Consider the following 26,046-nt stretch of genomic DNA (forward strand, 5'->3'; position numbering starts at 1 on the left):
TGACTAGGAGGTTCTTTTTTCACACTATTCGTTTACCGGATTTCCGAAGGGCTTCTTCCCGTATACTGCTTGAACTGGCGGCTGAAGAAAAAGATGTCCCGGTAGCCGAGAGCATCCGCAACCTCCGTCACATTCATGCCTTCATGCATGAGCAGGTGCTGAGCGCGTTCTATACGTGTCTGTATCATATACGACTGTACCGACGTTCCGATCATTTCTTTGAATTTCATCGAAAAATAGCGGGGAGACAGCTGAGCGCGATGCGCTAAATCCTCTACCCGGTGCGGAACGCCCGGATTTTGCCGCACATAATTGGCGATTTCATGAATAGCCTCCGTCAGCTGATTGCTCGCCTTCCTCTCCAGCGGCACCTGCAGATCCAGATCCTCGCGCAGCAGATGAATAATGAGCTGCTTGAGCACAAGCTGGGCTTCTTCTTCAGCCGCGAAGGTTTTAACGAGGAACAGGCGCACGTAACGGGAAAGCAGATGCTCAAACTCGACAGTGTCGGTAAATTGCCGGTAACGTCCCGGAACCTGCTCTACCGGCACCTTCGTATCAAAGTGAATATAAGTTAATACGAGCGGCTTTTGAGGATTATGGGTTGCACTGGTGAAATCGCCGGGGCGGAACAGAAAGCAGCTTCCTTTGCCGACCGGATACCTGGCCCCGTTTACTTCGACTTCCCCTTCTCCGCTCCATACGTAAAATAAATCGAAATTCGGCATCGGCTTCTCTCGCGGTGCCCATCTCCAGCCAGGTTCACATACGATTTTGGCGAGCGGGGGCAGCAAAATAAGCGAGTCCGGTGTGATATGCAGCATCTACGAGCAGTCCTCCTATGCTTGGACGATTTATTGCAGGCTGCAAAGCTTTGCAGTTATTGACGATATTATTTCAGTCACCGACTGCTCAATAAGTCTGCTTGCCTTAGCCTGAACGCTGTCCGTTTTCATTTCAAAATCAATTAAAAGTGAGGAAATAAAGCGTCTGCCGTCATCATACAACAGCGCCAAACTTTTTCGCAAGCCTGTACGGGACGATTTGCATTTTCCTGCATATGACCTGTTCGTTTGTTAAATTTATTTAATTTCGCATGGTTTGAACCGTGCAAAAAATGTTATAATAGCTCCCGATAAGCAATCCCTATAGGAAATAATACTATAATGAACTGAATTATCGGAAGGATGGAATGAGGTCCATGAACCCACTTGCTCAGCAGTTGAACGAGACTTTACAAGCAGAAAGCCCTGACGTTTACGCGATGTTGTCTGGAATAGGAAAGGCGATTTATTTCCCGAAGGAAGGCATCTTGAGCCAATCCGCAGAAGCGAAGGCAAAAGCCAAGAAATATAACGCTACGATCGGTATCGCAATCGAAGACGGAAAGCCGATGCATTTGAAGGTCATTCAAGATACGCTGAGTGCCTATGATCCGAAAGATATATATGAATATGCGCCTCCTGCCGGCAAGCCGGAGCTCCGTGCGGCATGGCGTGCCAAAATGCTGAAGGAAAACCCTTCGGTTGAAGGCAAAAAAATTAGCAATCCCGTTGTGACGAACGCACTGACACACGGCCTGAGCATCGTTGCCGATCTGTTCGCAGATGCGGGTGACGCTGTCATTATCCCGAACAAAAACTGGGAAAACTATGAGCTCACCTTCGGCATCCGCCGCGGTGCAGAAATCGTAGAATATCCGCTCTATAACGAGAACAACCGCTTTAATGCGGCTGGCCTTCGTGAAGCGCTGCTTGCGCAAAAGGATAAAGGCAAAGCGATCGTTATTCTGAACTTCCCGAACAATCCGACAGGCTACACGCCTGGACCGGAGGAAGGCGATGAAATCGTTGCAGTCATCCGTGAAGCAGCTGAGGCCGGTATCAACGTTGTTGCGGTTACCGACGATGCTTACTTCGGTCTGTTCTTTGAGGATTCGGTTCATGAATCGCTGTTCGGCAAGCTTGCCGAGCTGCATCCGCGTGTTCTTGCCGTTAAAGTAGACGGCGCTACGAAAGAAGAATATGTATGGGGCTTCCGCGTAGGCTTTATTACGTACGCATCGCCATCGGATAACACGCTGGCTGCACTGGAACAAAAAACGATGGGCATTATCCGCGCCACGATTTCAAGCGGCCCGCATCCGTCGCAAACCTTCGTTCTTCGCGCGCTGCAATCGCCAGAGTTCGAAGCACAGAAGGCAGAGAAATACGACATTATGAAAAAACGCGCCAACAAAGTGAAGTCGCTGCTCGACAGCGGACGCTATGGCGATGTATGGGGCTACTATCCATTCAACTCCGGCTACTTCATGTGTCTGAAGCTGAACGGCGTATCGGCAGAGGAAGTGCGCACAAAACTGCTTGACCAATACGGCGTTGGTACCATCGCCCTTGGTGAAACCGATCTTCGTGTGGCATTCTCCTGCATTGAAGAAACAGATCTGGAAGAGCTGTTCGACACGATCTACAAAGCGGTAACGGAAATTTCCGGCAGCCGTTAATCCCGCAATTGAAAAAGGCTTGGCAGCTTCCGCTGCCAAGCCTTATTTTTATTCCTCATCATCCTCGCGGACGATTTTTCGTGTCATCCGCCCCGGACGAAGAAGCAGCGCATAAGCAATCATTATAACCGGTGCAGCAACGGCCGGAAGCAGATAGCCGAGTATCAGCAGTGTGATGCCGGCTGGCAGCCATACGAGAAAGGCAACGATAGCCAATACCCGAGAATCGACACGTACAATACTTTCCGTTCTCTTCGCATCCGGCAGCGGATAGACATGTCTCCAGACCGTGAAGCTATGAACACGGCGCAATCCGCCAAGCTGAACCGCTATGATCAGCATCATAACCGCATATGCGGCAGCAGCACCCCAGCCTTCCAGCCATACCGCTTCGGCAAACCAATAGACGATGAGCGCGCTGAGAACTCCTAGTCTGACGATAATGCCGCCAAGCTCCGTTCGGATCAAGGAAGCAGCGTACAAATATACGAACGTATTGGCATGCCGGTAACGGATCCAGCTTAACGCCCAGCTAAGATAGCGCCGCGGCGTCGAACGGGATGCCATAGACGGAACGTCGATAAACAAGCCGAAAAACAAATAAATCGTTCTTCGCGTCCTCGCCTCTTCTTCTATTAATCGTTCCCAAGGGAAGGCATGACTGGCCGGAATCCGATACACAACAGCTAACAGTGCAAAGATCAGAACGCCAAATACCGCAGCCATCCACGGCTCGCGCGAGAGCATTGCTGCCCAAGCTGCAGCAGTTGCCAGCCAGCGCAGCACCCGGAGCAGTACACGCATGCCTGGCCAGGCCAGCAGCCGCTCCCGCCAGGCTCCCCACGTATTAACGGCACGAAGCCCCGCCGCGAACAGCAGCAGCCACCAGCCGCCTGCCAATCCGTCTCCATGACGGTATAGCGGCCAGTACAAGAGCAGCACAAGACCGGCAATGACAACCGTCAGCAGCAGACTGCGGCGAAAGGAACGGAACAAGTAACGCCCCATTCTCGCTTCCAGCGGCAGATGAAAGACGATGTCCGCCGGTACAAGCCATGTCCGCAGCGGACTCCAGCATAATACCGGAACTAAAGCGATGACGCCAACGAGCGTAAACGGAAAATCAGTCGGCACATCGCGAAGCAGCTTGATATAACCGAATCCCGATGTAATCGCAATAAAGGACAAGACCAGCAAAAAACCGCTTTGACCCATATATCCGAGGTAGGGCAGTATTTCCTTGCGGTAATCGGCAGCCCGCTTTGCCCACATCGCTTCCAAAGCTTGAAGCGGAGACTTCATGGCCGATCACCGGTTACAAGCTTGTAGAAGGCATCCTCCAGACTGCCGCTGCGCATCTCGGTTCCGGCTGCGGCGGATACTTCCTCCAGGTTGCCTTGCGCGGCAATGACGCCATGATGCATAACGATAAAGCGGTCGCAATAGGCTTCCACTGTCGCAAGGATATGAGAGCTCATCAGAATCGCCGAGCCTTTCTGCTTCACCTCAACAAGACGCTCCAGCAAGGAGCGGATACCGAGCGGATCCAGGCCGAGAAAAGGCTCGTCAATAATATAAAGCGGCGGCTCGGACAGAAGCGCGTTCATAATCATGACCTTCTGCTTCATCCCTTTGGACAAATGAGAGGCGAACGCTCCCCGCTTTGCCGTCATCTGAAACTCCTCCAGCAGCTGGTTCTTTCTGTCCTCAAAGACGCTGCCGTCCACATTGTAAGCCATTCCGGTGAGCTTCAAATGCTCCTCAACGGTCAATTCGTCGAACAACACAGGCGTTTCCGGTACATAGGCAAAAGCCGAGCGATATCGCTCCTGATTTTGCTCCAGCGCCACTCCATTCACTTGAACGCCGCCGTCATGCGGCTTCATTAAGCCTAGAATATGCTTGATCGTCGTGCTTTTGCCCGCACCGTTTAGTCCTATCAAGCCAACCATCTCTCCCGGCCGGATATCGAATGAGACGTTGTGAAGCACCGGCCGCCTCGGGCTGTAGCCGCCTGTTAAACTCTCTACCTTCAATATAGGTTCGGTCATCTTCTCACCTTCAAATTCCATAAATGAAATGCTTCTTCTATCAGCATACCTAAAATTTCCTCAAAACTCAAAAAAACAGCCGATATGCGCCCTTCCCAAGAAGCATACCGGCTGTTTATTATGTTTTTAACTATTACTTGATCGTAATCGTTTTTACCGTTCCGTTCTCGCCTTTCACTTCAACAAGCTGGCCTTGGGTGAGCAAGGAGGCATTGCCTGCGATTACAACATTAGGATCAATGTTGTAGATTGTCGTGTAAGTCTGATTGTTCGTAAATTTTGTAACGGAGATTGTCGCAAGTCTGCCCTGCGCATTCAGCGTTACAGTATTTACGTTGCCCAGCTCCGTGAAAGCTGTCGACACAGGAGGCGTTGCGGCTTTCGTTACTTCAATGAAGACGACACGGTTCTGATACGTGCGAACGAGCACCTCATCGCCGGCCTGAAGCGCGCTGACAGCCGCTTTTTTATCCTCGCGGAAAATAAATACGTTAGCGTCCAGATCAAGCGTCAGCTCTTTGTTATCCGGTTTAATGACCGTAATTTTGCTGCCCGATGCGGCTGCCTTCAGCTTGCCCGTAATTGCCAGCGCGTCGTGGTCCGGCATTTCCGAATCCGTACGGTCGAGCAGCGCAGCAAGCTCCGCTCTCGATACTGGCTGGTTCGGACGGAAGGTCTGATCATTGTACCCGGTAATAATGCCTTTCTTAATCGCAAGAGCGACATAGCCGACAGAACCGGCCGGAATGTTCTTCGCGTCTTTAAAGTCCAGCTTCGTGTTGTTCAGCGCTTTCGCTTCATCCTCCAGCTTCAACGCTTTGATCAGAATCGTCGTCGCCCACAAGCGGGATGCATTCTGCTCCGGATTGATCTCCGACTCTGTTTCTGTGAACAGGTCATTTTCCAGTGCGACGGCTACGTAACCAACTGCCCAAGGATATTTTTTCGTCAGCTTATCAGCATCCTTGAAGTTCAGGTTCGTTTTCATTTTGTCCGGCGATTCCGCTTGCTCGCGGAGTCCCATTAAGCGAACGGCTGCAACCAGCGTCTCGATACGGGAAATTTTTAGATTCGGCTTAAAGGTTCCGTCTTCATAGCCCGTGAACACGCCCTTGGAGGCAAGGCGCATAATGTATTCCAGAGCCCACTTCAGCTCATCCTCGTCTTCAAACTTCCAGGTTATTTTATTTTTATCCTTATTTTTGTCCTTCTCTTTCTCTTTTTCTTTTTCCTTCTCTTTCTCTTTCTCTTTCTCTTTCTTTTTATCATCCTTGCCTTGATTCTGGTGCTGGCTGCCATTTTTTCCGCCATTGTTATTGCCATGTGCGAAAGCCGACGTTCCGCCTCCTGCGAGCATCAGCAATGCCATGGAAGTAATAATCGTCTTTTTCCAAACTGGAGTATTCATTAAAAAAGCCACTCTCCTTATCGCGATTGTACGGAATTGCTTCCGCTTGACCTTCGCTAATACGTTTCGGCGAAGGCAAATCGCTTTGGGAGGGTGGCTTCTCTATCTTTCGGAAAACAGGTAAAACGTCCTAGTCTTGCTTCTCATTTCCTTCACGCTTCGCTTTCAGCCATTTCGGCGCGCCCTTATCCTTCTTATCGCGCTGCTTCTCCTGCTTTTGCTTAGCTGCAGAAGGCTGCTTCGGCGCACGGCTAACAGCCGCTTTCTGCGTATCCGCGACTCCAATACGTGCTTTGGGCTCATTACGGACACTGTCCCGCTCAATTGGAGCGGACTGCGGCCGGCTAACCGGTTTTTTCGCAGCTGGCGCATTATCGGACTTGTCGGGCTTACTGCTTCTGCTCGATGCTGAAGCGCTGCGCGCCTCTTCCGGCGTCATCAGCTTGCCGCGGTACATCGCCTTCTCCGGCAGCTCAATGCCAAGCTGCTTGCGGAACTTGTCCATGATGAACAGCTCCTGCGGCGTTACGATCGAGACGACCGTACCCGGTTTGCCCATGCGCCCAGTCCGGCCCGCGCGATGCACATAGTGGTCAGCATCGACTGCAGGGTCCAGTTGAATAACGAGCGGCAGCCCTTCAATATCGAGCCCCCTTGCAGCAACATCCGTAGCAAGCAGCAGCTGGCAGCGCCCGTCACGGAAGCGCGCCAGCGTAGCCGAACGGCGCTGCTTGTCCGCATCGCCATATAACGTCTCCACGGTAAAGCCTTCATAGCTGAGCTTCGATTCCCAGTTGGCGATATTATCGGTTGCATTCAGAAACAGCAGCGCTGATTTCGGGTTCAGCAGCCGGATAAGCCGGCGGGCCGTATCCGTCTTGTCCCGCTTGTCGCTTACCAGATAATAATTGTCAATCGTCTCAGATACCCGGTGCTGCGGCGCAATTTGAATTCTTACCGGTTCCTTCATCCAGCGTCCTTCAAACCTCGCCATTTGATCCGGATAGGTTGCTGAGAAGAAGGCAATTTGCCGTTCGCTGCCCATGGCAAACAATATCGCTTCGACCTCGCGCGTCGAGCCCAGCTCGAACACCTGATCCGCCTCGTCGATTACGACGCTGCGCACATCATGCAGCTTCAGCTTGCGCAGCTTCAGCAGCTCGTGAATACGGCCTGGCGTTCCAATAACGAGCTGCGGATGCAGCTTTAGCTTCTCCACCTGCCGCTTGAGCGCCGCTCCGCCAATCAATTGCTGCACACGCAGTCCCAGCGGCTCCGCATAGCTTTCCGCTACGCGAACGATTTGCATCGCCAGCTCTTGCGTAGGCGCGAGAATAACGCCCTGTACCGCTTTGGAGGAGGGCTTCAGCCGCTGCAGCATCGGCAGCAAATAAGCCAGCGTTTTGCCCGTGCCGGTCTGCGAACGCGCCGATACATCCTTGCCTTCGAGCAGTACCGGAATGGCATCCGCTTGAATAACCGTCGGTTCCTTAATGTCGCTTGCCGCCAGCTTATCCAAGAGCGGCTTTAATAATCCCATTTCATTCCACTTCAACGTACTCATTGTCGATTCCTCACTTATAATAACGCTATTTTCGATTGAACAGGCTGCCGAAAAACCGGTCTACAACACGGGGAAACAGCTGATACAGCTTGATGCCCGCCGCGGCCGATTTCGGCAAATCCACTTCTGCCGTTCCGCGCTCCATCACGCGCACAATCGATTTGGCGACATATTCAGGCTTCATCATAAACCAGCTTACATTTTTCACATAAGAGCCGGAAGGGTCAGCAAGCTCAAAAAAAGAAGTATCAATCGGACCCGGATTTACGGCGGATACCCGAATACCGTGCGGCTTCAATTCCATTCGCAGCGAATTGGTGAATCCAAGCACCGCATGCTTAGATGCCGAATAACCAGTCGATTTGGAAGAGCCAATCTTGCCAGCCATCGATGCGATGTTGACGATATGGCCGCTGCCCTGTTCCAGCATATAAGGCAATACCGCTTTTGTACAGCGGACGATTCCCATATAGTTCGTGTCCATCATCGATTCAAAGCTGCCGATCGGCGCATCAATAAAGGTCTCAAACTTGCCGAAGCCCGCGTTGTTCAGCAAAATATCGATTCTGCCATGCTTGGCAATGATCGCTTCGACCGTTTCTGTCACTTGATCCATATCCGTCACATCCATCGGAAACACCGAGCATGGACCTGCGACCGCCTCAGCGCTTTCGCGAAGCTTATTCAAATTGCGGCCGGTCAGCACTGGAATGGCTCCCCGTTCAGCCAAATATTTGGCAGTCACGGCTCCGATCCCGCTTGAAGCTCCCGACAGGAGCACAACCTTATCTTTCAACATCCATATCACCCAGTCTAGTGTACTTGATTGAGCCTCTTTAAGCAAAAGAAAAAGCTCCCGAAGGAGCCCTGTACTTGTGCTATGATGCGACTAGTACCTGAATGTCCAAAACTCCGATTCCATCCATAATAAGCGGAACCGTTAAAGCTTGCGTCGCAGCAAATCCGGCTGCATTCGCGGAGTGGATCACTTTCGGCGGTGTAATATCGACGCGTACACCCTGATTGAACAGCATCGTGCTGGCATTTCCGCTAATCATGTTGCCCAGCTCGGATATCGCGCTCCGTCCGATCTCATCAATCTCGGAGATTACGAATCCGCCCATCATCGCCGATACCATCTTGAGCGCGACCTCCTCACTGAGGCCAAATACAATGTCACCGTTCATTTGCCCGTTCAATCCAATTTGGATCCAAATATAGTTTTCGACAAATTTAATATCTTTCAAGCCTAGCTGGCCCGTTGACGGGCGGATCTGGATCACTTGTTCGATCACGATTTTTGCGGATTCAAGAAACGGATTAATATATTCTGCCTTCATAAAGAGGAAACGCTCCTTTTCGACAAAATTCGCGCATGGTCTTGTTTAATTGCTATTATACTTAATTCCGTAGGACAAGTATACTATTTATGTCATTATTGAAACTTTAGACCTATGTTGTTAGTCGTGATTTACCCGCCAACTTTGTCATAAACAGGAGGAAACTGTAAGGCCGGCTTGGCATGGAACAGCGCTCTGGAACTACATGTCCAGAGCGCTGCGAAGAGGCCATTATTACGAGATTTCCCGTTTGTTGTCCTTGCGGTAACGGAGGCGAACGAGCCGCAGCCGTTCATAAAGCACATCGGCTTGCCTGTCCTTGGCTCCTTCGGCTCCATAGACTTGCTGCAGCACCGGCTTCAAGTAACGGTCGCCCGATTGCTGGAATGCCTTCCAGATCAGCTCGCGCTCCTCTTCCGGCATATCGGACAGCTCCCGGTCGATCAGCGGTTCAAAGTCATACCCTTCCGTCTCCAATTGCTCGATACGGTCCATCACTTCCCTGCGCGGCAGCTCAAGCTCCGTCTGCAGCTGCTCGAGCGAGCCGCCTTCCATGACGAAGTGCAATATCTTCTTCTTCTGATGCTGGCGCACCATATCGTTTTTATATTTATTTTCCTTCTGCTTGTAGAGCCATTGCGTGAAAGCAGACGGATCAAGCTCGTCCGCTACCCACTGCAAAGGGAACCCGGTCGACCGTGACGCTTTACCCGTTACTTCCAGTACTTCCTCGCCATAGGCGTTATGCTTGCTCTCGCCCCAGCCGGGAATTTGCAGCAGCTCTTCCGGCGTCTGCGGAACGTAAGCGCTGATCATCCACAGCATCCGGTTCGTTGCAATCAGGTAAGCCGACTTTCTGTCCTGCCCCGCCCTCGTTCTCCGCCAATCGCGCAGCGCCTCGAACAGCTCGGCATTGGCATGCAACTCGCCGTAGCATTGCAGCATCGACAACAGACTGCCGGCGCCGCCCCGCTTCTCATCCAGCATGCCGTCGATAACCGGCGTGAAGCCTTCGCCCATCCTTACCGCTACACCATGCCGGAAAGCGACGATCATCTCCTCCCATGAGGTGCCCTCGAACAAAACAGCAGGCTGCCCTTCTCCTTCCACCCATAGCACCGACCAGACGCCCTCCCGTTCGCAAATGGACAGCTTGGCGCTGACGATTCCGCCCCCTTCCGCCGGTCTCTCGAACGTATTCAAAAAAACGATATGCATGCTGCTGACTCCTCCCATACTCCGAAATTTGGACGAATGGCCGTAAACGCAAAAAAGCACCCCTCCTGCCGGCTGGCAAGAGAGGTGCTTCCTCTACGTTCGATCATTCGATTAGCTTAAATCTAGCATAACCGTCTCTTTATTACAAGCGTTTTGTTGGTGTATAATGGTCGAAACTAACGGAGTGGAGGCTACACCGCATGCAACTGCCTGATTTTGATTTCATGTCCGATACGACGGAAGAAACATCAACCCGATTCGTAACCTTCATCTCCCCGAGCTTGAAGCGTTTTGATCTGGCCATCACCAACACGAACCGCTTCTACGGGAAAAAGCTCATTACCGACTTGCAGGCCGGAAAGACGGCCATCATCGGAGCCGATGATCTCGAGGAAGAAGGCTATTTGGAGCATGTCTTCAAGCTGGAGGAAGAGGAAGCCGCCGAGCTGGCACAATTTTTATATTTTGTGGTAGGCACGGTGAATTTTACCGATTAAAGCGGGCAAACTGAGAAGGCAAGCTGATTGCAGGCTACCCTAATCAGGAGGCGATAGGAGTTGAGTCGGTTTATAGACGAGGACAGCGCCGATTACTCGGAGCTGTCGACAGTACAATCACAGCGGAATGATCTGGCCCGCGAAGAGTTTCCCGAAGGGCCGCTCGGCGCGTCGATCGAGTCGGAGTCGCTTGGCAAAAGCACGCCTTGGCGCAGCGGACAGTGGCAAAACGGCCCCTTTTCTTATGAGAACAAATCCCTGCACGATGGGAATGGAAGGCACTATCCGGGTGATGATGAGGATCTTTCCATCCCCGATGCAATGGATGAGCCTTAATAGCGAGCGGAACCTGAACATGCAAATCCCCTTGCGCCTGACTCGGTATCGAGCAGGCACAAGGGGATTTTTGTCACTGAACCGAATCTGTCGAAGGCTCAGCTGTTACCACTTTATTTTATTGCCGAACAGAAGCGAGTTGCTAATTTGCCGGCCTGGATTCGTCACAATTTTGCCAGCTGCATACAAGCCGGATGATGCGCCGCCATCCAGATTCATCGCTTGATAAGCGCCAAGGCTGAGCATGATATTGCCCCATTGTTTGATTGTTGCCCCCGGTACGGTCGCCAGAATGACCGTTCCATCCTTTTTAATCGCAATGCCGCTGCGGGCGCCGCCGTCGGTCAAAATCTTCGGACTGCTGAAGCCTTCCTTCGCCGGATCGACAGCGAGCTTGCCGTCCTTCACGAGCCGCGGGCCTGCCCCGAGTGCTGTATGTACATCGCTCCAATCGATCTCTTGTCCCGCCGCATTCGTGTACGATACTTTATATTCCACCTTCGTTCCTACTTTAAACCGGTCAGCCAGCTTTGCCTCAGAGCCGTTAAATACGAGTACATAGCCATCGCTTGGAATGTCTGCATTCTGGTTGCTGCCGGTCTTCGTCACGATCCCTTTGCGGACGGTAACCGCTTTGCCGTAGCTGAAGCCGACTTTGCTGCCCCTCTTTGGCGTGAACATAACCGCAGATGCGATCCCTTGTGTTGGAGTCCGGTTCACGAAGTAAACATACCAGTTGTTCGGAAACTTATATGAGCCGTCAGTAGCGCCCGTTACTTTAACTCGCAGCGTATCCATAACCGCGCTTCCGTCCCATTTGAAGCCGACGCTGGTGCCTGTATTGCCGATATGCTCGACAATGCCGTCAGTAATGACAGTGCCGTAAGGATCTGGCACGCCGCCATATGCCTCGAAATAAGTGCCATTGATCGCTGCGTCGGCCCGGTAGGACTGAGCGATCTCCTGCAACTGCTGGAGCGCCCCTACTCTTCTTCCTGCAAGAGCCGCCGTTACCGGCATGCCTTTTGGAATCGTAACCGTTTGTACGGAAAAGGCTTTGCCTCCAACCGATACTTTTTTCACAGCTGTAACTGCTTTATAGGATGCCGACCCCGCTTTGACTGTCACGGGCAGCGTCAAGCCCCCTGAATAACCGGGAGAGATTACATATATTCGTATATTTGTCGTTCCGGGCGCGACAGGAATCACCACGCCGCTGCTGTTGACACGAGCAACCGCATTGTTCCCCGATTCATAGCGCACAGATACGTCATCTGAGAGTTTAAGCTGCTTCTTGAGCGGCAGACGCTTGTCTAACGTTACCGATGCCGAAGCAGCGGGATAGGTTATCGCAACCTGCTTATCGGCCGTTACAGCGGCTGCTGCGGCCGCCTCCCTGTTCCATCCGCCTTCCGTTCCCGTCAACGCTGCGGACAACAGAAGCGCAGCTGCTGTCGTGCCAATTGCTGTTTTTTTCAAAAGCTGATTCCAAGCCTTACTCATTTCTTTCGTTTCCTCCTTGAAGTCGATAATAACTAACTATATCGGTTAATTGGGAAATATTGATTAATGCGAACGGATATTGTCTCTCTGTTAGCGAAGATGAACAAAATAAAAGCTGTCGAAACCATTCGACAGCTTGGCCATGATATAAGCGGCTCTAAATCGTAAACAAATCGACCTCTGTTGCTCGCGCATGAGACTCCAGCAGCTTAACCAGCCCGCCGAATTCCAGTTCCTCGAACTTCCGGACGGATGCTTCCAGCTGCAATTCCCATACACATTCCGTCAAGCCGCAGGCTACCGGCGTATCCAGCCGAATTGTTGCAAGCTCCCGCGATAGATGCAGCATATCGAGATTGGCTTCGATTTTGGTCCGGACGCCTTTTGGCAGCTTGTCCAGATTTTCAAGGACACCTTCTACCGTATCATAGTCCAGAAGCAGCTTCAGCGCCGTCTTCTCTCCAATACCTTTGACGCCGGGATAGTTGTCGCTCGTATCGCCCATAAAGCCTTTAATATCAATAATCTGATGCGGAGCCAGCTGCTTGTCTTCCAGCAAATACGCCAAATCGTAAATCGCGTAATTCAGCTTGCCTTTTTTCATAATAACGACCTTTACCTTGTCTGAGACAAGCTGCAGCATGTCATGATCGCCGGTTAAAATATAAACCTCCGCCTCATCGCGCAGCTGGCGGGACAAGGTGCCGATGCAGTCATCCGCCTCAAAGCCGGCAATGCCGATGTTCGGAATTCCCATCTCAGCTACGACCTCTTTAACCAGATCAAACTGGGGAATCAGCTCCAGCGGCGGCTCCCCCCGGTTTCCTTTATAGTCGGCAAACTGCTCTGTACGGAACGTTTTGCTTCCCATATCCCAGCAGCATATAACGTGCGTAGGCTGAAACGTCGTAATCGCATCAAAAAAGTATTGGATAAAGCCATAAATCGCATTGGTCGGCAGCCCCGCTTTTGTCTTGCGGATATATCCGCTATAGGATGTTGCGTAAAAGGCGCGGAACAGCACCGCCATGCCATCGACGATCAGCACTTTATTTTCTTTCATCGCTTTCCCTCCTTGCAGTTTCGATTCTATCTGACATGATCAATTCATTAGCTATCGGCCCTATTCTATTGACTAGCCTATGGCTTAATAGTTGCGCAGTAAAAAATACCAGCTAAAATTCGCCCCGGATAAACTTCCCGATCCGGCTGGCCGCTTCGATCAGCCGCGATTCCTCTTCGACGAGGGCAATCCGGACATAGCCTTCGCCTTCAGCCCCGAAAGCTTCGCCCGGAATGACAACAACGCCCGTCCTTTCGAGCATTTCCCGGGAAATTCGACGTGAATTCCACGCTTCCGTCAAGGACCACTGCATGCTCGGCAGCGGCGCCCATAGGAACATCGTCCCCTTCGGCTTCTCAATATTCCAGCCCTCCGCCTGCAAAGCGGCAACAAACGCGTCCCGCCGCTGCTCATACAACACTCCCGCCTTAGGCGGAGCCTGATCCGACATCGCTTCGCGCAGCGCAACGACACCCGCTTCCTGTACGGCGCTGAATACACCGTAATCGATATTGCCCTTCAGCTCACGCAAGGCACCAACCGCTTCGCGGTTGCCCGCCAGAAACCCAATCCGGCAGCCCGCCATGTTAAAGCTTTTGGATAAGGAATGAAACTCGACCGCTCCGTCCAAAGCTCCCTCCGCCTGCAGGATGCTCGGCGGCTCGAAGCCGTCGAAAGCCATTTCCGAATAGGCGGCGTCATGCACGACCAGCACGCCATGCTGCCCCGCTTTCGTCAATACCCGCTCGAAGAAAGCAAGATCGGCAACAGCAGATACCGGGTTGCTTGGATAGTTCAGTAAGATGAAGGCTGCACGATCCCATATTTCTTCTGGGATTGCCTCCAAATCGGGCAGAAAGCCGTTCTCTTCTCTTAGCGGCATCAGAACGGGCTCCACACCGGCAAGCGCCAATGCCGCCGTATAAATCGGATAACCGGGATCCGGTACAAGCGCTAAGTCGCCGGGACTGCAAATCGCCATCGCCAAGTGCGATAGCCCATCCTGCGAGCCCATTAAGGAAACGAGTTCAGCATCGGCATCGAGCTTCACGCCAAAGCGATGCTCCATCCACTTCGCCGCTTCCTGCCGGAATGCTTCGCTGCCATGTGTCCCCGGATAGGCGTACATATCCGTTCTCAACGCAGCTTCGCTCAACGCTTGCCGGACCGCAGCCGTTGGAGGCTTATCGGGACTTCCGATGCCAAGGTCAATCACATCGCGGCCCGCTTTTATCGCCGATTGCTTCCATTCGGCTACCTCGGCAAAAATGGAGGAACCAAGCTGCTCCAACCGTTCCGATCTCCATCGTCTGTTCGTCATCTGCTTCCCACCCGTTATCCGTTCCATATTTGCTCGTATTGCTCTTCTTTAAAGCCGACTGTTACTTTGCTGCCATCGGTCACAATCGGCCGTTTAATAAGCATGCCGTTGGATGCGAGCAGCGCAAGCTGCTCATCCTCAGTCATCGCGCCAAGCTTGTCCTTCAGCCCAAGAGCCTTATATACTTCGCCCGAAGTATTGAAAAACTTCTTAAGCTCTAGTCCGCTGTTCGCCAAGATGCTCTTCAGCTCAGCAGCCGTTGGCGTTTCCTCAACGATATGCTTAAGCTCCAGCTCATTGCCTTTAGCCTGAAGCGATTTGACAGCCATGCGGCAAGTGCCGCATTTCGGATATTGATAGATTGTTAATTTAGCCATGTATAGGTTAAGCTCCTTCTAAATATTAAGTTCATCCCGGCTGGGCTTCTCCAATACCTCTTCCAGCCGGACAAGTTCTGGCGGCAATTCTGCTGTCCATTCCATCCATTGCTTCGTAATCGGATGCGTAAGTCCAAGCGTCTCAGCATGCAGCGCTTGCCGGCCTGCGGCAGCTTCCCATTCCGCATGCCCTCCGTTGTCAGGGCCGTACATGCCGTCGCCAATTAATGGGCAGCCGAGATGCCGCATATGAACGCGGATTTGATGCGTTCTTCCGGTTTCCAGCTTCAAGCGGACGCTTGACGCCGCTCCGCCGCCGAAGACAGCCCCTGTCTCATAATGGGTCACCGAAGGATAACCGTCAGGGGTAACGATGCGAATATGCGGCGCATCCGGATTGCGGTCAATCGGAGCATTAACTGCCCCTTTCGCTTCCGGAGGATGGCCGTAGACATAAGCACGATAAAGCTTCATTACCCCGTTTGCCTGAAGCTGCTCAGACAGCTGTTGATGAATGTATGGCGTTTTTGCTATGGCCACAAGTCCAGAGGTATCCTCATCCAGCCGGTGAACCGGACGGAAGCGGACCCGTTCCCCCTTCATCAGCCAGTGATGAACGACGCCGTTCGCCAGCGTGCCGGTATAGTGCCCGTGAGTGGGATGTACGACAATCCCGGCAGGCTTGTTGACGATCAACAGGTCATCGTCTTCAAAGACGATATCGAGAGGAATCGGCTCCGGCAAAATATCATCTGATGTTTCCTTCTCCATCCGAATCGTCAATTCATCGCCCTCATGCACGATATCGGACGTATAGACCCGCTTCCCGTTCAATGCGATGCCATGCTCAGTCAGCTTAATCCGGGACTGAAGCTTGCGGGAAACGCCAAGTCTGCGCTCCATTACTGTGCGCACAGGTTTGCCTTCATCGCTAGGGCCCGCAATAACAGTCAGCGGCTTATAGTAATCTTCAATGTTCAGGCTCATTTGGAATCCCGCTTGCGGAACACTTCCGCGCTCCGGACATATTCAATATCGGATACGCCAAGCCGCGCATTGGCAACCCGGGACGCAGCGAAGAAATAATCCGATAACCGGTTCAAATAGATTTGCACCTCAGGATTGGCCGGATGCTCGGAGGCCAGCGTAACGACGAGCCTTTCCGCGCGGCGGCACACAGTACGGCATACATGGAGCAGCGCAGCCGCAGAGCTTCCTCCTGGCAAAATAAAACGGGTAAGCTCAGGAGCTTCCGCACTATAGCGGTCAATCTGTGTCTCCAGCCTTGCCGCCGGCTCTGCATTTACTTTAAGCGGAGCACCAGGCCGCGCGTAAGCGAGATCCGCGCCGCAGTCAAACAGCTCATGTTGAATGACAATCAGCTCCTCCACTAATTCGTGAAGCGGCTCATGCTTCTCCATCTCGGCTGCTGCTTGACCGACGAAAGCATTCAGCTCGTCAAGCGTACCGTAGGCCTCTACGCGAATATCATCCTTTCGAACCCGGCCTCCGATCAACGAAGTCTCGCCTTTATCGCCGGTTTTCGTATATAAATTCATTGGCTTCTGCCGCCCTCTCTGTCCTCGGCCAACGACTGGCCGCTTCGGTATTCATTGACTCTACTATATCATAAAATGCCGTCCTCTCGGCATTCCGGCTCTATTTTCCTATAACTGCTCTATGCAGTTCAGGCATAAAAAAAGGCAGCGCCCCGATGGCGCCGCCTTCATTCCACAGTTCCTTGCGATTACGAGCCTTGCTTCACTTTCGCTACGAAGCTGCCAATCCGGTCCAGCGCTTCAGTCAGCTGTGCGACAGATGTCGCGTACGAACAACGAAGATGTCCTTCGCCGCCTAAGCCGAATACGCCTCCGGGAACAGCTGCAACATTCGCTTCCTCCAGCAGGCGCTGCGCGAATTGCTCCGATGTCAGGCCTGTCGACTGAATGGACGGGAACGCATAGAAAGCTCCTTCCGGCTCATGGCATTCGAGGCCAATTTCACGGAAGCCTTTAACGACAAGCCTTCTGCGCTGATTGTACGATTCCATCATCCGGTCTTTCTCTTCCAGGCCATGAGGCGACAGCGCTTCAAGCGCAGCGTATTGTCCCATAACCGGGGCGCACATAACCGTATATTGATGGATCTTAAGCATTGCGGCAATAAGATCGGTATGTCCGCATGCGTAGCCCATACGCCAGCCGGTCATCGCAAAAGCTTTCGAAAAACCGCTGACGAGAATCGTCCGGTCTTTCATCCCCGGTATAGAGGCAAAGCTGACATGCTTGGAGCCATAAGTAAGCTCGGCATATATTTCATCGGAAATAACGATCAAATCGTTTTCCTCTACGATTTTTGCAATAGGCAGCCAATCCTCATACGTCATGATACCGCCTGTCGGATTGCTCGGGTAACAAAGAATAAGTACTTTGGAGCGTGGCGTAAGCGCTGCTTGCAGCGACTCCGCTTTCAGCTTGAAATTATCCTTCGCGAAGGTTTCAATGCCCACCGCAACTCCGCCGCTTAACGTTGTAATCGGGGAGTAGGAAATATAGCAAGGCTCTGGAATTAGAATTTCATCTCCAGGCGTAATAAGCGCCCGAAGCGCAAGGTCAATCGCCTCGCTGCCCCCCACCGTTACGAGAATCTCGTCGGCCGGATTATATTCCACCGCAAATTGATCATTCAAATATTGGCCGATCGCACCGCGAAGCTCCGGCATCCCGGCATTGGACGTGTATTGCGTCTTGCCGGTTTCCAGCGAATAGACCGCCGCCTCACGAACATGCCAAGGCGTCGTAAAATCAGGTTCGCCCACGCCCAGCGTAATGACGTCTTTGCGCGCGCTGACCAGATCGAAGAAGCGCCGGATTCCAGAAGGCTTGATGCCTCTGGCCATCGGTGACAAATAATCGGCCATCTCTTTGCGAGGGGTCACTGTTTCTTTATCTTTTATCATAGCCATCACCCTCTTACGGCGAAATAATCAAACGATGGTCATCTTCATGCTCCTCGAAGATAATGCCGTCTTGTTTGTATTTTTTCAAAATAAAGTTCGTCTTCGTCGACAGTACTTTGTCAATCGGAGACAATTTATTCGATACGAACGAGGCAACCTCTTTCAGGTTTTTGCCCTCGATCTCCACTAATAGATCATATGCGCCTGACATCAAATAAACCGATTTCACTTCCGGATATAAATAAATACGCTCGGCTATGCCTTCGAATCCGCGTCCGCGTTCCGGCGTAATCTGTACCTCGATCAGCGCAGTCACCTTTTCATCGTCAACCTTGCTCCAGTTAACAACTGTCGCATATTTCACGATGATATGGTCGTTCTCAAGCTCAGCGATCACTTGCTTGATCTCTTCAATCGAACGGTCCAGCATCGTCGCGATCAGCTCCGCGTCCCGTCTAGCGTCTTCCTTAAGCAGTTCAAGCACTTTCAATTGCAGTTCGTTCATCGCCCTACTCCTTCCAACGCGCCTGTAGTTATAAAAAATATTTTACAACGAATTGAAACTTCCTGCAAAGAAAAAAACAAAAGCTCCCAAAGTGGCTCGGATTGCAGTTCCTGTAGCCCTCGATTGTCGCATTCTATATCGCACCCTTGCCACTCCGCTGGTACCAACCATTGCTGCTCTCCTGCACCAAACCATTGTCGCTCTCCTGCACCAAACCATTGCCTCTCTCCTGCACCAAACCATTGCCTCTCTCCTGCACCAAACCATTGTCGCTCTTCTGCACCAAACCATTATCGCTCTTCTGCACCAAACCATTGTCGCTCTTCTGCACCAAACCATTGTCGCTCTTCTGCACCAAACCATTGTCGTCTTCTGCACCAAACCGTTGCCGCTCTTCTGAACCAAACCATTGCCGCTCTCCTGAACCAAACCATTGCCACTCTCCTGAACCAAACCATTATCGCTCTTCTGCACCAAACCATTGTCGCTCTTCTGCACCAAACCATTGTCGCTCTTCCGCACCAAACCATTGTCGCTCTTCTGCACCAAACCATTGTCGCTCTTCTGCACCAAACCATTGTCGCTCTTCTGCACCAAACTATTTCTCTCCTATAGCGAACCAGACTCGCTAAACAGCGAAGCAAAGTTCGCTACAAGAAGGCTAAATGCCGTCGGAATGAGCTGGAGCGAACTAAACTTCGCAACTGGTGAACCTTGCTTCTCCATTAGCGAAATTCTCTTCGTTAAATGCTGGAGAGCAACTTAAATCCGTCTGTTTCAAGTAAAATTTGCGAAGCAGTCTTCGCTAAATAGCGAAGCTGCTTCGTTCTGCGGCCGCAACTGAAGGCGGTCCTGACGCTTCCTGTATTGCGTTAGGTATGTATTACGCATTTTTGCGATATTAAGGGGGCGAGCGGAGCGGGTCGAGTTCGGGATGACTTTTTGAAGATTCATTCATTTCTCATTGGGAAAACAATGAAGAATTAGAATCAAGAATGGCAGCACGAACCGAATCGCGCAGCGAGACCCGGACTGTCATCGCAGCAAAGATATAACGAACCAGACTCGCTAAACAGCGAAGCAAAGTTCGCTACAAGAGGGCTAAATGCCGTCGGAATGAGCTGGAGCGAACTAAACTTCGCAACTGGTGAACTTTGCTTCTCCATTAGCGAAATTCTCTTCGTTAATGCTGAAGCACAGCTTAGATCCGCCTGTTTCAAGTAAAATTTGCGAAGCGGTCTTCGCTAAATAACGAAGCCGCTTCGCTATACGGCCGCAAGCTGAAGGCGGTCCTGACGCTTCCTGTATTGTGTAAGGTTTGTACTGTGTAAGGTTTGTACTGTGTAAGGTTTGTATTACTCATTTTTGCGATATTAAGGGGACGAGCGGAGCGGGTCGAGTTCGGGATGACTTTTTGAAGATTCGACTCAGTTCTCATTGGGAAAACAAAATGAAAAATCAAGAATCAAGAATGGCAGCACGAACCGAATCGCGCAGCGAGCCCCGGACTGTCATCGGAGCAAAGATATAGCGAACCAGACTCGCTAAACAGCGAAGCAAAGTTCGCTACAAGAGGGCTAAATGCCGTCGGAATGAGCTGGAGCGAACCAAACTTCGCAACTGGTGAACCTTCCTTCTCCATTAGCGAAATTCTCTTCGTTAATGCTGAAGCACAGCTTAGATTCGCCTGTTACAAGTACAATTTGCGAAGCGGTCTTCGCTAAATAGCGAAGCCGCTTCGTTATACGGCCGCAAGCTGAAGGCGGTCCTGACGCTTCCTGTATTGTGTAAGGTTTGTACTATGTAAGGTTTGTACTGTGAAAGGTTTGTATTACGCATTTTGCGATATAAAGGGGGCGAGCGAAGCGGTTCGAGTTCGGGATGACTTTTTGAAGATTCGACTCATTTCTCATTGGGAAAACAATGAAAAATCAAGAATCAAGAATGGCAGCACGAACCGAATCGCGCAGCGAGCCCGGAACTATAAGCATGCAGCGAGCCCAGCCCTATCCCCCGCAAAATAAAAGAAGGCTGCCGAATCATTCTCGACAGCCTTCAGCCCCACAGGGCCTAAAGTGTTAGCTATAATAAGGCTGATGCTGGTTCGATTGATGCTGATGCGACTGCTGCTGGTACGGCGCGAACGAGCCGAAGCCCTGCTGCGAACCGCTCAGGCGCTGCTGCAGCCATTGCGACGTTTTTTGCTGCGTCTGCGAGTATTCCTTGATCTGCTTGTCCAGCTCCTGGCGCAAAGCAGGAGAAGCGGTGCTGTACATATTTTGCGACTGCATCGCCTGGAACAGATCACCTTGCATTTTTAACGTGCTGTTGAGCAGATTTGTGAACATTTGACGCACCGTCGGACATGTCGACTCCGTCGCCGCAGTCGCATATTCACGTACAACACGCTTTAAGTCAGACAGTACCGTATAAGCCAGATCCTCGTCCGGCAATGCTTGCTGCTGTTGTTGCTGCTGATACATGCTCGTCATCCTCCTTTATTATTGCTGCGGCTGAGTTGGTGCCATCGATTGATGCTGCTGGAACGATTGCATCAGCGTCTGGTAGTGCTGCTGATGCGTATGAAGCATTTGCTGGCCGATTTGGCGCAACGACTGATTGCTGGCCGAGGACGCAAGCAGCGCATTCTGCTTCATCAGCAAATCCTCATTGGACAAGGAATCTGCAATATACTCCAGCTCTTTCGCTGTAATGGGTTGTAGCAATTTCCTCTCCTCCTTCTTTATGTAATGTCAAGCCATTACGTATTATCCGCGCTATCTGCTACATTTATGTACAGACCCGGTTTATTTGAAAACCTCCACTTCGCCGGAATATTTCAGTGTAAAGTTCACATCGATGTTCAATTCATCAATATTCGGCTTCCATTCGCCTTTTTTCCGGAGCTCCTTCCATTTCTGGAGATGGTAACGGTACAAAGTATGCTCAAGCGGGTACAAGTCAACGCCGATCTCCTGCCCCTTCAGGAAAGTTGCCTTAGTCTCTTTCTTTACCTTCTCCTCTACAAGCTTTACGAACTGAACCCGGTCCAGATCGGTATCCCACTCGACGACATGTCCTTGAATATCAATCTGCAGATGGAAAGCGGATGACTGCGGATCCCATTTTATATCCATATTGCTATTGTCGATAATGACTGTCGCTTCCTGGTTTTCTTTTGGCTCTAAAGATACGATCGTACGATCGAAACCTTCAGTTCCCCAGGCGAGACCCTGAATATCCTTCCGCGGCAGAAATCCGGCAAAGCGCGAGTTTTTGAAGGCAAATACCCCGTCGATGATGTCCAGCTCCATTTTGCGGGCATCATTTTTCCAATCCTGATTGGTCGTTTTTATACTTGGCAAAAGAGTCGTCAAAGCTGGCTCTAGCCCTTGCCTCACGATATCCTGCATTCTCATCGGCTTAACCAGGCTGTTTTCCTGATACGTAATTTGCGGGCTGAACAGCGTACTGTTCAGCGGTGAAGAGGAGAAAAAATTGTCGATGTCGAACAGCTTCTCCAAGTCTTCCTTTGTACCGAAAATATAAGTGGTATAACGCGTTGCCCTCATCCGGTTAACCCCGTCCAGAATCGGCTTCATATGTCCGAAAGCCCGTTCATGAATGACAATTGTTTTTAAATGATCCATGCTCAGATTGTATTGGGAGCTATTCATCAAATTAAACAAGGCGCTTAGCGGCGTATCGCCTTTCTTATTCCCAATATAGATAGGCTTCTCACTGGCTGCCGCTGATTCCCGTTTGGCGATCGAATCAAATGAAAGCAGCTGCGTATACACCACGTAGTTATCGTCAACATAATCGATGCCGAGCGCAGCCGCATAGCTGACCTTTTGCAGGTCAACCTCATCCCAGCAGCCTGTAGCGGTAAGAAGAATTGTCATTGACAAAAAAAGCTTCAGCAGCGCTGAACTTCCAAGTACTTGCCGCCAAAGGGTAAGGCTGGTTGCAGCCATTCTACTCCTCCTTTGCCTGGGCCTTAAACGGCCTGATCAAAATCGCAGGAATTAGCGATCTCCAGCTAATCGGCGCAACAGGCGCCATATAGGGTCTTCCGAAGGACTCCAAGGAGCACAGGTAAGTCAAAGTGGCAAATACGGCTACAAAAAAACCGAATATGCCAAAAATCGAAGACAAAACAAGAATGGCGAACCTTAATATGCTGACCGTTCCGCTTAGCGACTGATTAACGAGCGTAAAAGTCGCCACCGCCGTTATTGCTGCAGCAACTAGCATCGTCGGAGATGTCAGCCCGGCACTAATCGCCGCATCCCCGACAATCAGACCTCCGACAACCGACACGGTCTGCCCTACTGCTCTCGGAAGACGAACACCAGCCTCCCTGAACAGCTCGAATATAGTCAGCATAAAAAACATTTCCATCGTTGCCGATATCGGCAGTCCGATTCGGGAAATCGTAACGGTTGCCAGCAGCGTAAAAGGAACCTGATCAATGTTGAAGGCAGACAGCGACACCCAAAATCCCGGCAGGCATAATGCCAGAATCAAGCCTGCAATGCGCAGCAGCCGCTCCAGCGACACAAAGTAATAAGGCAAATGAAAATCTTCAGGCGATTTGGTCAGCAGCAGCAAATTTGCAGGAGCGATAATCGCGGAAGGCGAACCGTCCACGAGTAAGGCGACTTTCCCTTTCATAAGCGAATGCACGACATAATCAGGCCTCCCGATATATTCGACCAGCGGAAACAGCGAATACGGACGGTCGGAAATTAAATCTTCCAGCTGTGAAGCGCTGTTCAGCGCTTCTATATCGATATTGCGCAATCGCCTCCTGGCTTCCTCGACAAGTCCCGGCTCCGCTTTTCCCTTAATATATAGAAGAGCCACTTCCGTATGCGTCTCTCTGCCGAGCGACCAATATTGGCAATTCAGATCGGGCGTCCGCAGTCTTTTTCTAACCAGGGCAATATTCGTACCGATTTTCTCAATAAAACCATCCCTTGGTCCTTTCAGCGACAGCTCCATCGTCGACTCTTCAGGCTGTCTGCCCGGCTGGTCGGATAAATCAAATGCGAATACCATTGCGCTATCAACGTGAACCGTAATGACACTGCCGGAAAATAAAGAAGTATATAAGCCGTGAACATCCTTCTCACTGTCCAGCGGTATACGCACACCTATAATACCGGCTGACCATTTGAAATCTTCCGAATGGCCTTCCCCGCTATGTCTCCCTTCTTCAATCCATTTCGCAAGCCTGTCTAAATTAGGCGGCAAAGCAATAAACAGCGTCTGCATGTCTACCATACCGCCGCAGCTAATAATTTTGAACCGGTGCCTCCGCTCTCCATCCGTCATGAAATCCTGAATAAGAACATCCTCGGAATCCTGCAAAGTGAGCATGATGTCGTACAGCTTTGTCCCTTTTCTAGCCCAGCTTTCGCTCATCTTCTCCGGCCTCCTGTCGAAATGGCTTTCGTCCTGCCCGCCTTGGCGGATATAGCCCAAAGGATGAGCAGCACGGCAAACAATAGGATCCATGCATAGGAATAATAGTACCCCAGCAGCATCCGGTAGTATCGCATATGGCTCAGCATCACATAGGTAGCAGCCACAATAACAATTGCAGCAGCGGACATCCCGATCCATTGCCGCTTCAAACGCTTGAACGGCCCCAATTCATTAGCTATGTAAATAGGAACGGCGATGCGGATAAATGCGCCGGACAGCCACTGAAAGACGGCAAAAAAGTCGACGTGCTCAAAGTAATCGCCGATTTTGACCATGCGCCATTGCGAATAAGCAGGATAGCGCATATTGGATGCCTCTTCCGGTCCAAATTCCGTAATGGCCCCGACGGTCGGACCCAGTGTAAGAAGGCCGAGTAAAACCGTCAACAGCATCAAATGCCACGCTTTGAACGGGCTTTTGAAATGATGCTGAATGAGCAGAAGAAATGTAATTTCTAAGAAGGAGGATAAGCTGTTGAGTGCACCCCTGAGCACCGGAGAAAATCCGTTCTCCAGCATGGGCAGCAAATAATGATAATCTTTGGCCGGCATATTCGCAGACATGACAAAGTCACCAAGCAGCACAACGACGGGAAGCAAAATACAGGAAATATAGGCGATCGTCCGCAGGCCGGAGATGGCGGCATACAGACAAAGCCCGCCAAAAATACAGCAGACAACAATTTGGGGCGTCTCCGGCAAATAGGTCGCCGACGTCCAGCGAACGACATCCACCATGGTGCCAAAAGCGACGAGCAAAGATATCACAACGAAAAAAACAATAAACAGCCATGCAATAAAACGCGGCATCCGCTTTTTCATCCAATCGTCAATCCGTTCTCCGTTAAGCTTGAGCAGAACACGGTGCAACGGCAAAGCAACGATAGGCAGCACGATAATTAAAGCAACCGGAACGCACAGCCAGGCATCGCGTTTCGCAACATTAAGGAGCAAAGGAACAACAATTACATGATTGACGAGTCCGACTGACAGCAGTGTCATCATAACGACTGGCCATAAAGAAAAGGGTTTGAGGACAGTTGGCTTCATAGCAGTCACATCCTTTCGCCCCAGTTTTCCCCTGGATTAGAAAAGTCATGCACGGAAAAATGACAAACAAAAGCGTCCTTCACCATGCCTTGGGGCAAGTGGAAAGGACGCTTTTTGTTAAGGAACATGGACGGTTTTGACATGGTCAAAATGAAGGTAAACACTGTTCCCGCTGGCATTAGCCAATTCAATCATGCTTTGATCCACATTTTTGAGTACACCCGTTTTATTCGGATTTTCTCCAAGATCGAGCACAACGAACTCGCCAATTAATTTTCTAAGCTGTTGATCGAACGTGCGTGCAAGCGTCAGCGGCGAAGGCTTTAATGGAAATTGCTCCGCAGTCAAAGTGTAGGGCGTTGAGTTAGGATTGTACGGAATCAAATATTTCAAATGGTGAAGCGAAATAACGACGGTATGGTATACAGGGGAGTAGAAAACAAAAAAATCATTCATAACTGTCGTTACGTATCCATGAATAGACTGATTGCCGCTTATATAAATTTCGGAGAACATCCCTTTAGCATTCATTAATATTTTCCGGTAAGAGATTGGATCATTTATCGGTTCGAATGGATTCTCGGGAATTTCAAACCTTCCTTCCTCTTGAGAAGAAAGTCTTAATTGCTGCAAATGGATCAATGGCACATAAAGAAACTGAACTCCGTTATGAAGAACTAGAATGTCTGGGCCACATTCAATAAGCTTGCCGCGTATCGGCGTCATTTTTCCGGAAATTTCAAGTTCAACCTGCCGGTCGAGCAGCGGATGCCGGTTTTTCATGCGATCAACCTCCTTTCATCCGTATCATTCAGCCTGAATTGCAAAGATAGGAGAGCCGGGCAGCGGCTAATGCCGA

Annotated in this window: 26 protein-coding genes; 3 read left to right on the forward strand and 23 right to left on the reverse strand. The window is 51.0% G+C overall.

Translation table 11 applies throughout. The features are described from left to right. Window positions 1–32: 32 nt before the first annotated feature. A complete protein-coding gene (locus tag ACFVVF_RS10510; RefSeq protein WP_387808095.1) occupies window positions 33–824 on the reverse strand; it encodes a helix-turn-helix domain-containing protein in 792 nt (263 codons plus the stop codon). Window positions 825–1,201: 377 nt separating this feature from the next. Here ACFVVF_RS10510 and ACFVVF_RS10515 point away from each other — a divergent pair, with 377 nt between their 5' ends. Beyond that, window positions 1,202–2,503: an aminotransferase class I/II-fold pyridoxal phosphate-dependent enzyme gene (locus tag ACFVVF_RS10515; protein WP_387808098.1), complete on the forward strand. Its 1,302-nt coding sequence runs from the start codon at window positions 1,202–1,204 to the stop codon at window positions 2,501–2,503. A 48-nt stretch (window positions 2,504–2,551) separates the two neighbouring features. Here the strand turns inward: ACFVVF_RS10515 and ACFVVF_RS10520 are convergent, their stop codons facing one another. From ACFVVF_RS10520 to ACFVVF_RS10550, 7 genes are all read right to left on the reverse strand, one after another. Then, on the reverse strand, window positions 2,552–3,805 hold the full coding sequence (locus tag ACFVVF_RS10520) for an ABC transporter permease (RefSeq protein ID WP_387808101.1): 1,254 nt from the start codon (window positions 3,803–3,805) through the stop codon (window positions 2,552–2,554). Further along, the gene (locus ACFVVF_RS10525; RefSeq protein ID WP_387808104.1) at window positions 3,802–4,575 is read right to left on the reverse strand and encodes an ABC transporter ATP-binding protein; all 774 of its coding nucleotides are present in this window, start codon (window positions 4,573–4,575) and stop codon (window positions 3,802–3,804) included. Before ACFVVF_RS10525 ends, ACFVVF_RS10520 begins: the two co-directional genes overlap by 4 nt. Before the next feature lie 112 nt (window positions 4,576–4,687). Beyond that, window positions 4,688–5,962 carry an S-layer homology domain-containing protein gene (locus ACFVVF_RS10530; protein ID WP_387808107.1) on the reverse strand — a complete coding sequence of 425 codons (1,275 nt, stop codon included), beginning with the start codon at window positions 5,960–5,962 and terminating at the stop codon, window positions 4,688–4,690. Between the two features lie 130 nt (window positions 5,963–6,092). Continuing rightward, on the reverse strand, window positions 6,093–7,526 hold the full coding sequence (locus tag ACFVVF_RS10535; protein ID WP_387808110.1) for a DEAD/DEAH box helicase: 1,434 nt from the start codon (window positions 7,524–7,526) through the stop codon (window positions 6,093–6,095). Between the two features lie 25 nt (window positions 7,527–7,551). After that, on the reverse strand, window positions 7,552–8,325 hold the full coding sequence (locus ACFVVF_RS10540) for an SDR family NAD(P)-dependent oxidoreductase (protein WP_387808113.1): 774 nt from the start codon (window positions 8,323–8,325) through the stop codon (window positions 7,552–7,554). Window positions 8,326–8,404: 79 nt separating this feature from the next. Further along, a complete protein-coding gene (locus ACFVVF_RS10545; protein ID WP_387808115.1) occupies window positions 8,405–8,866 on the reverse strand; it encodes a chemotaxis protein CheX in 462 nt (153 codons plus the stop codon). Between the two features lie 234 nt (window positions 8,867–9,100). Then, window positions 9,101–10,084 (reverse strand): HRDC domain-containing protein, encoded by a 984-nt coding sequence (locus ACFVVF_RS10550; RefSeq protein ID WP_387808118.1) that lies wholly within the window; start codon window positions 10,082–10,084, stop codon window positions 9,101–9,103. Window positions 10,085–10,284: 200 nt separating this feature from the next. Here ACFVVF_RS10550 and ACFVVF_RS10555 point away from each other — a divergent pair, with 200 nt between their 5' ends. Beyond that, a complete protein-coding gene (locus ACFVVF_RS10555; RefSeq protein ID WP_202903177.1) occupies window positions 10,285–10,581 on the forward strand; it encodes a DUF3055 domain-containing protein in 297 nt (98 codons plus the stop codon). 60 nt (window positions 10,582–10,641) lie between these two features. Further along, window positions 10,642–10,917 (forward strand): hypothetical protein, encoded by a 276-nt coding sequence (locus tag ACFVVF_RS10560; protein ID WP_387808121.1) that lies wholly within the window; start codon window positions 10,642–10,644, stop codon window positions 10,915–10,917. A gap of 105 nt (window positions 10,918–11,022) precedes the next feature. On the opposite strand, the gene ACFVVF_RS10565 is transcribed toward ACFVVF_RS10560, so the two are convergent. The 15 genes from ACFVVF_RS10565 to ACFVVF_RS10635 all read right to left on the reverse strand — a co-directional run bounded on the left by ACFVVF_RS10565 (window position 11,023) and on the right by ACFVVF_RS10635 (window position 25,970). Next, a complete protein-coding gene (locus tag ACFVVF_RS10565; protein WP_387808124.1) occupies window positions 11,023–12,420 on the reverse strand; it encodes a phosphodiester glycosidase family protein in 1,398 nt (465 codons plus the stop codon). A gap of 157 nt (window positions 12,421–12,577) precedes the next feature. Further along, window positions 12,578–13,483: a 5'-3' exonuclease gene (locus ACFVVF_RS10570; protein ID WP_387808127.1), complete on the reverse strand. Its 906-nt coding sequence runs from the start codon at window positions 13,481–13,483 to the stop codon at window positions 12,578–12,580. Window positions 13,484–13,595: 112 nt separating this feature from the next. Next, on the reverse strand, window positions 13,596–14,804 hold the full coding sequence (locus ACFVVF_RS10575; RefSeq protein ID WP_387808129.1) for an aminotransferase class I/II-fold pyridoxal phosphate-dependent enzyme: 1,209 nt from the start codon (window positions 14,802–14,804) through the stop codon (window positions 13,596–13,598). Between the two features lie 14 nt (window positions 14,805–14,818). After that, a complete protein-coding gene (locus ACFVVF_RS10580; protein WP_387808132.1) occupies window positions 14,819–15,181 on the reverse strand; it encodes an arsenate reductase family protein in 363 nt (120 codons plus the stop codon). Window positions 15,182–15,199: 18 nt separating this feature from the next. Then, window positions 15,200–16,168: an RluA family pseudouridine synthase gene (locus ACFVVF_RS10585; RefSeq protein WP_387808135.1), complete on the reverse strand. Its 969-nt coding sequence runs from the start codon at window positions 16,166–16,168 to the stop codon at window positions 15,200–15,202. Next, the gene (locus ACFVVF_RS10590) at window positions 16,165–16,740 is read right to left on the reverse strand and encodes a cob(I)yrinic acid a,c-diamide adenosyltransferase (protein WP_387808138.1); all 576 of its coding nucleotides are present in this window, start codon (window positions 16,738–16,740) and stop codon (window positions 16,165–16,167) included. Before ACFVVF_RS10590 ends, ACFVVF_RS10585 begins: the two co-directional genes overlap by 4 nt. Window positions 16,741–16,928: 188 nt before the next feature. Further along, window positions 16,929–18,140, reverse strand: a complete 1,212-nt coding sequence (locus ACFVVF_RS10595; protein WP_387808140.1) for an aminotransferase class I/II-fold pyridoxal phosphate-dependent enzyme — start codon at window positions 18,138–18,140, stop codon at window positions 16,929–16,931. Between the two features lie 13 nt (window positions 18,141–18,153). Next, the gene (locus ACFVVF_RS10600; RefSeq protein ID WP_387808143.1) at window positions 18,154–18,645 is read right to left on the reverse strand and encodes an Lrp/AsnC family transcriptional regulator; all 492 of its coding nucleotides are present in this window, start codon (window positions 18,643–18,645) and stop codon (window positions 18,154–18,156) included. Between the two features lie 133 nt (window positions 18,646–18,778). Next, window positions 18,779–19,003 (reverse strand): hypothetical protein, encoded by a 225-nt coding sequence (locus ACFVVF_RS10605; protein WP_387808146.1) that lies wholly within the window; start codon window positions 19,001–19,003, stop codon window positions 18,779–18,781. Between the two features lie 1,720 nt (window positions 19,004–20,723). Next, window positions 20,724–21,128, reverse strand: coding sequence for a spore coat protein (locus tag ACFVVF_RS10610; RefSeq protein ID WP_387808149.1), 405 nt, complete (start codon window positions 21,126–21,128; stop codon window positions 20,724–20,726). An 18-nt stretch (window positions 21,129–21,146) separates the two neighbouring features. Beyond that, complete coding sequence (locus ACFVVF_RS10615; protein WP_387808152.1) at window positions 21,147–21,371, reverse strand: hypothetical protein; 225 nt, start codon at window positions 21,369–21,371, stop codon at window positions 21,147–21,149. An 81-nt stretch (window positions 21,372–21,452) separates the two neighbouring features. Next, window positions 21,453–22,622, reverse strand: coding sequence for a Ger(x)C family spore germination protein (locus ACFVVF_RS10620; protein ID WP_387808154.1), 1,170 nt, complete (start codon window positions 22,620–22,622; stop codon window positions 21,453–21,455). 1 nt (window position 22,623) lies between these two features. Beyond that, window positions 22,624–24,075 (reverse strand): spore germination protein, encoded by a 1,452-nt coding sequence (locus tag ACFVVF_RS10625; protein ID WP_387808157.1) that lies wholly within the window; start codon window positions 24,073–24,075, stop codon window positions 22,624–22,626. Further along, a complete protein-coding gene (locus tag ACFVVF_RS10630) occupies window positions 24,072–25,187 on the reverse strand; it encodes an endospore germination permease (RefSeq protein WP_387808159.1) in 1,116 nt (371 codons plus the stop codon). The genes ACFVVF_RS10625 and ACFVVF_RS10630 overlap by 4 nt, the downstream gene beginning before the upstream one ends. Before the next feature lie 117 nt (window positions 25,188–25,304). Further along, entirely contained in the window at window positions 25,305–25,970 is a 666-nt protein-coding gene (locus tag ACFVVF_RS10635) for a DUF2642 domain-containing protein (RefSeq protein WP_387808162.1), read from the reverse strand. Window positions 25,971–26,046 lie beyond the last annotated feature (76 nt).

This window comes from Paenibacillus sp. NPDC058174 (genome assembly GCF_042883865.1).
Lineage (GTDB): Bacteria > Bacillota > Bacilli > Paenibacillales > Paenibacillaceae > Pristimantibacillus.

Excerpts from the sequence above, each read along its gene's own strand:
- ACFVVF_RS10510 (WP_387808095.1), bottom strand. The coding sequence starts at position 824 with ATGCTGCATATCACACCGGACTCGCTTATTTTGCTGCCCCCGCTCGCC.
- ACFVVF_RS10515 (WP_387808098.1), top strand. The coding sequence starts at position 1,202 with ATGAACCCACTTGCTCAGCAGTTGAACGAGACTTTACAAGCAGAAAGC.
- ACFVVF_RS10520 (WP_387808101.1), bottom strand. The coding sequence starts at position 3,805 with ATGAAGTCTCCGCTTCAAGCTTTGGAAGCGATGTGGGCAAAGCGGGCT.
- ACFVVF_RS10525 (WP_387808104.1), bottom strand. The coding sequence starts at position 4,575 with ATGGAATTTGAAGGTGAGAAGATGACCGAACCTATATTGAAGGTAGAG.
- ACFVVF_RS10530 (WP_387808107.1), bottom strand. The coding sequence starts at position 5,962 with ATGAATACTCCAGTTTGGAAAAAGACGATTATTACTTCCATGGCATTG.
- ACFVVF_RS10535 (WP_387808110.1), bottom strand. The coding sequence starts at position 7,526 with ATGAGTACGTTGAAGTGGAATGAAATGGGATTATTAAAGCCGCTCTTG.
- ACFVVF_RS10540 (WP_387808113.1), bottom strand. The coding sequence starts at position 8,325 with ATGTTGAAAGATAAGGTTGTGCTCCTGTCGGGAGCTTCAAGCGGGATC.
- ACFVVF_RS10545 (WP_387808115.1), bottom strand. The coding sequence starts at position 8,866 with ATGAAGGCAGAATATATTAATCCGTTTCTTGAATCCGCAAAAATCGTG.
- ACFVVF_RS10550 (WP_387808118.1), bottom strand. The coding sequence starts at position 10,084 with ATGCATATCGTTTTTTTGAATACGTTCGAGAGACCGGCGGAAGGGGGC.
- ACFVVF_RS10555 (WP_202903177.1), top strand. The coding sequence starts at position 10,285 with ATGCAACTGCCTGATTTTGATTTCATGTCCGATACGACGGAAGAAACA.
- ACFVVF_RS10565 (WP_387808124.1), bottom strand. The coding sequence starts at position 12,420 with ATGAGTAAGGCTTGGAATCAGCTTTTGAAAAAAACAGCAATTGGCACG.
- ACFVVF_RS10570 (WP_387808127.1), bottom strand. The coding sequence starts at position 13,483 with ATGAAAGAAAATAAAGTGCTGATCGTCGATGGCATGGCGGTGCTGTTC.
- ACFVVF_RS10575 (WP_387808129.1), bottom strand. The coding sequence starts at position 14,804 with ATGACGAACAGACGATGGAGATCGGAACGGTTGGAGCAGCTTGGTTCC.
- ACFVVF_RS10580 (WP_387808132.1), bottom strand. The coding sequence starts at position 15,181 with ATGGCTAAATTAACAATCTATCAATATCCGAAATGCGGCACTTGCCGC.
- ACFVVF_RS10585 (WP_387808135.1), bottom strand. The coding sequence starts at position 16,168 with ATGAGCCTGAACATTGAAGATTACTATAAGCCGCTGACTGTTATTGCG.
- ACFVVF_RS10590 (WP_387808138.1), bottom strand. The coding sequence starts at position 16,740 with ATGAATTTATATACGAAAACCGGCGATAAAGGCGAGACTTCGTTGATC.
- ACFVVF_RS10595 (WP_387808140.1), bottom strand. The coding sequence starts at position 18,140 with ATGATAAAAGATAAAGAAACAGTGACCCCTCGCAAAGAGATGGCCGAT.
- ACFVVF_RS10600 (WP_387808143.1), bottom strand. The coding sequence starts at position 18,645 with ATGAACGAACTGCAATTGAAAGTGCTTGAACTGCTTAAGGAAGACGCT.
- ACFVVF_RS10610 (WP_387808149.1), bottom strand. The coding sequence starts at position 21,128 with ATGTATCAGCAGCAACAACAGCAGCAAGCATTGCCGGACGAGGATCTG.
- ACFVVF_RS10620 (WP_387808154.1), bottom strand. The coding sequence starts at position 22,622 with ATGGCTGCAACCAGCCTTACCCTTTGGCGGCAAGTACTTGGAAGTTCA.
- ACFVVF_RS10625 (WP_387808157.1), bottom strand. The coding sequence starts at position 24,075 with ATGAGCGAAAGCTGGGCTAGAAAAGGGACAAAGCTGTACGACATCATG.
- ACFVVF_RS10630 (WP_387808159.1), bottom strand. The coding sequence starts at position 25,187 with ATGAAGCCAACTGTCCTCAAACCCTTTTCTTTATGGCCAGTCGTTATG.
- ACFVVF_RS10635 (WP_387808162.1), bottom strand. The coding sequence starts at position 25,970 with ATGAAAAACCGGCATCCGCTGCTCGACCGGCAGGTTGAACTTGAAATT.